Source organism: Streptomyces sp. 8L (assembly GCF_020176795.1).
Classification (GTDB): domain Bacteria; phylum Actinomycetota; class Actinomycetes; order Streptomycetales; family Streptomycetaceae; genus Streptomyces.
Window position 1 is genome coordinate 1 of record NZ_JAIUKE010000705.1, and the last position, 4,167, is coordinate 4,167.

The window sequence follows — 4,167 nt, forward strand, 5'->3', positions numbered from 1 at the left end:
CCACCCGCGATCCCCAGGAACGAATGACCGTGCCCGACGCCTCCACCGCCCCCTCGCCCTCCTCGGACTCCCCCTTCGACGCCGTCGACCTCGGGCTGCTGCGCCGCCGCCACAACACCAAGTGGTACGGAACACCCGGCGACGTCCTCGCGCTGTCCGTCGCCGAGACCGACTTCGCGCCCGCCCCGCCCGTCGCGAGGGTGCTGGAACGGGCCTTCGCCGACGGTGACTTCGGCTACGCCCCGCCGGACGCGATCGGCCTGCCCGCGGCCTTCGCGGCGTTCGCGGGCCGGCACTGGGGCTGGCACCCGGACCCGGCCGCGTTCGTGCCCGTCTCCGAGGTCATGGTCGGCGTCGTGGAGGCACTGCGGGTGCTGACCGCGCCGGGCGACCGCGTGGTGGTCGAGACGCCCGCGTACGGCCCGTACTTCCGGGTCATGCGCGAGACGGGCCGCACCCTCGTCCCCGTACCCCTGCTGCACACCGCCGACGGGTGGCGGCGGGACACCGAGGGACTGCGCAGGGCGTTCGCCGAAGGCGCCACCGCGATGCTGCTGTGCAACCCGCACAACCCCACAGGGCACCTCGCGGACCGGGCGGAACTCGCGGCGGTCGCCGCGCTCGCGGCCGAGCACGGCGCGGCCGTCCTCGCGGACGAGATCTGGGCACCGCTCGTCCTGGACGGCGCGGACACCGAACACCCCGGCGGCGGACCGGCCTTCGTGCCGTACGCGACGGTCCCCGGCGTGGCCGAAGGACCCCGCTCGGTCGCCCTGACCTCGGCGTCCAAGGCGTACAACATCCCCGGTCTCAAATGCGCCCTGCTGCTGCCGCTCACAGAGGGCGCGACGGCGGCCCTGCGCGGGGTCCCCGAGCTGCTCTCCCACCGGATCTCGCTGCCCGGCGTACTCGCGTCGCAGGCGGCGTTCGAGGAGGGCGACGCGTGGCTCAGCGGCCTGCGCGCGTATCTGCGCTCCAACCGCGATCTGCTCACCCGCCTGCTTGCCGAGCACCTGCCCGGCGCCGGTTACACGGCGCCGGCCGCCACCTACCTCGCGTGGCTCGACCTGCGGTCCGTGGTCCCGGACGGCGCGCCCGTCGCCGCCCATGTGGAGGAACGGGCACGCGTACGGCTCACGGACGGCGACGAGTACGGCGCACCCGGCTGGGCACGCCTCAACTTCGGGACGAGCGCGGCGCTGCTCGATGAGTCGGTGCGGCGGCTGCGCGCCCTGTGACGCGCGACCGCCGCGGCCCGGGTCGGTGCCGGGGCGTCAGCCGCAGCCGCAGGCGCCGCCGCAGCAGCCCCCGCCGCCCCCGGCCGGCGCGCCGCCGGCCTGGCCCTCGGACGTACCGCCCACGGAGACGGTCGAGAGCAGTTTGACGGTGTCGCCGTGCCCGGCGGGGCAGGGCGCGGGGGCCGCGGACTGGGCCATCGGCCGCCGGAGTTCGAAGGTGGCGCCACAGGCGCGGCAGCGGTACTCGTAACGAGGCATGGTCCGAGCGTATCCGGTGCCACGGCGCACGGGGGCAGGCCCCGCCCGTCCGACGCGGGACGGGCCGGCGGCCCCGGCTCATCGCGTACGGCGGTGATGGCGGGCTTCAGCGGCGCAGGCGGCTGCCGCCCGCGCGTTCCTCGCGGATCTCCGTGACGACACGGGCCACCGTCTCGCGCACGGTCTCCATCTCGGTCAGGAAGTGCCAGTAGTCCGGATGGTGCCCCTCCAGGCCCGCCAGCGCGCGATCGATCCGTCCCACCGCGTCGTCCAGGGGCCCGGCATGGCGCGGATCAGGCGTACTGCGGCCCGCCATGGCCAGGCGCTGGGCGTCCCGGACGGCGAAACGGGTCCTGTCGACCTCCTGCTGCGGGTCCTTCTGCACCGCGGTCAGCCGCTGGAGGCGGTCGCCGGCCGCGGACACCGCCTCGTCCGTGTCGTTCAGCAGCGCCCGTACGGTGCTGAGCAGCGCCGTCGCGTCCGGCCAGCGCTGCTCCTCGCGGGCCCGCGATGCCTCGGCCAGCTTGGCCTCCGCCTGGCGCACGTTCTCCCCGGCCTGCGCGGGCACGGACTGGAGATCCTGCCAGCACGCGGCCGAGAAGCGGCGCCGCAGCTCGCTCAGCACCGGCTCGACCGACCCCGCGCGGTTCGTCAGCGCCTGCGCGCGCGTACGGAGGGACACGAGGCGCCGGTCGATCTCCTGGGCACGCTCGGGCAGCCGCTCGGCGTCCCGCCGCACCCCCTCCGCCTCGCGCAGGACACGGTCCGCGCGCTGGAGCGTCTCGCTCACCCCGTGCCGGCCTGCGCCCTCGTTCATCCGGGTCAGCTCGGGGGAGAGGGCGGCCAGACGGGCCGCGAGATCGTCCGCCCGCAGACCGGAGCCACGCACCGTGTCCAGCGCCTCGCTCGCGGCGAGGAGCGCCTGCTTCGCCCGCTCGACCGCGGGGGCGAGGCGCGCCAGCTGTGTCTCGGCGCCCTCAAGCAGCGGGCCGAGCCCGGCGGCGAAGCGGTCGAGCTCCTCCCTCGCCCGGTCCAGCTTGTCCTTGGCGAGCGTCAGCTCGTTGTGCGCGCGGGTCGCGGTCGCGAGGTCGAGGTCGTGGCGGTCCAGGTCGTGGGCGTCCACCGCCGTGATGTAGGCGCCGCTCACCTCGTCGATCCTGCGGCCGAGCGCGGCGAAGTCGTCGAGCGCCTTGCGGGCACGCGGGGAACTGTCCACCGCGCTGATCGTCTCGATGGAGATCCGCAGGTCGCGCTGGGCGGTGTCCAGCTCGTAGAACGACTCGGCCGCCGCGTCCTTGGCGGCCTGGGCCGCGGCGCGCTGCTGCTCACTGCCGCCCCGGCCACCGCCGAACCACCGCCGGCCGCCGCCTCCACCGCTCGCGAGGGCGGTGGGCAGCGCCGCCACCAGCAGGGGAACGGGCAGCAGAACCATCGCGCAGAACTCACCGAGCCCGCGGGCCCAGGACGTACGGCGCCGCGGCGGCGGGAGCGCACGGGCCCCCCGGAGCGCGCGAGCCCCCCGGACCTCGTGGTCTTCCCGGGCCTCACGGGCCCCACGGTCTCCCCGGGCCTCACGGGCCCCACGGGCATCACGGACCTGACGATCTCCCCTGGCCTGACGGTCTTCTCGGGCCTCACGGCCGGTACCGCCGCTGTCACCGGTGGACACCGGCCCATGGACGGCGTCCGCCCTCGCTCCAGAGTCTCCGGAGTCCCCAGAGTGCGGATGCGCGTGTGTCATACCTCTCCCGTGCCGGTTTCGCCCTGCCGGTTCATTGTCCCACCCGGCACGGACGAACACACGGGTCGGTCAGTCCGCCGCTCGCACGGAAATCCCGCCGTTGGACGTGCGGGCCTTCACCGAGTGCTCGCTCGCGTCGTCACGCGGTACGCCGATGTCCGTGCGCCCGTTCCTGCTGGCCGCGTCGACCGCGTACGCCGTGTGCCCCTTCGGCAGGCTGATCCGGACACGCCCGTTGTGACTGGAGGCGTCGACATGGTCGGGCACGGTGGTGAAACCGAGGCTGACCGAGCCGTTGCTGCTGCTGGCGGAGACCTTCTTGCCGGAGAGCCCGCTCGCCGTGACCGAGCCGTTGCGGGAACTCAGGCTCACTGGGCCCGAGCTGTCCCGCAGCTCGGCGCTCCCGTTCGAGGTGCGCAGCGAGACGGCACTCGTGAAGCCGGACGCCGTGACCCGGCCGTTGCCGCTCTTGACCGTGACGGCGACGCCGCGCGGCACGGTCACCTTGTGCAGGGCGGTGCAGTCCTGGGCCACCCCGGTGCACTTGAGCTTCAGTGTGAGGGTGTCCCCGTGCAGCCCCCACGAGGGCGTGGGCCCGTTGCCGAAGACGACCCAGCCCTTGACCTGCCGCTGCACATGGATGCCCGTGACGTCGCCGGGGACGATCTGGACGGTGGAATTCGACGCGTCGATGGTGAGCTTCTTGCCGGTGAACGCGAAGGTGTGCTTCTTGACGGGCGCGTCCGAGGGGTCCGAACCGCAGGCGCCGACCGTGGCCGCGATCACCGCGACCCCGCAGACGGCGAGGACGGCTCTGTTGCGGCTACGGCTACGACCGCGCTGGCGAGGGCGGGTGGCGGTGGTCATCGGTGATCGTTCCCCCAGGGTGGGACGGGTCGGAGTACGGGCGGGCGCCGGGTGGTGCGGGCG

General features: G+C 74.5%; 4 protein-coding genes. 1 reads left to right on the top strand and 3 read right to left on the bottom strand.

The annotated features are described in order from the left end of the window. Positions 1-1,238: MalY/PatB family protein (locus LCE31_RS37450; protein WP_225022554.1), on the top strand; the 1,238-nt coding region annotated here is incomplete at its 5' end. A 36-nt stretch (positions 1,239-1,274) separates the two neighbouring features. Here LCE31_RS37450 and LCE31_RS37455 read toward each other — a convergent pair. From LCE31_RS37455 to LCE31_RS37465, 3 genes are all read right to left on the bottom strand, one after another. Continuing rightward, positions 1,275-1,496 carry an FmdB family zinc ribbon protein gene (locus tag LCE31_RS37455; RefSeq protein ID WP_225022555.1) on the bottom strand — a complete coding sequence of 74 codons (222 nt, stop codon included), beginning with the start codon at positions 1,494-1,496 and terminating at the stop codon, positions 1,275-1,277. Positions 1,497-1,602: 106 nt separating this feature from the next. Continuing rightward, positions 1,603-2,928: a hypothetical protein gene (locus LCE31_RS37460; RefSeq protein ID WP_225022556.1), complete on the bottom strand. Its 1,326-nt coding sequence runs from the start codon at positions 2,926-2,928 to the stop codon at positions 1,603-1,605. A 378-nt stretch (positions 2,929-3,306) separates the two neighbouring features. After that, the gene (locus tag LCE31_RS37465; protein ID WP_225022557.1) at positions 3,307-4,104 is read right to left on the bottom strand and encodes a DUF4097 family beta strand repeat-containing protein; all 798 of its coding nucleotides are present in this window, start codon (positions 4,102-4,104) and stop codon (positions 3,307-3,309) included. Between the last annotated feature and the right edge of the window lie 63 nt (positions 4,105-4,167).

Bases quoted from the DNA above. Each gene is read 5' to 3' on its own strand.
- LCE31_RS37455 (WP_225022555.1), bottom strand. From the start codon at position 1,496: ATGCCTCGTTACGAGTACCGCTGCCGCGCCTGTGGCGCCACCTTCGAA.
- LCE31_RS37460 (WP_225022556.1), bottom strand. From the start codon at position 2,928: ATGGTTCTGCTGCCCGTTCCCCTGCTGGTGGCGGCGCTGCCCACCGCC.
- LCE31_RS37465 (WP_225022557.1), bottom strand. From the start codon at position 4,104: ATGACCACCGCCACCCGCCCTCGCCAGCGCGGTCGTAGCCGTAGCCGC.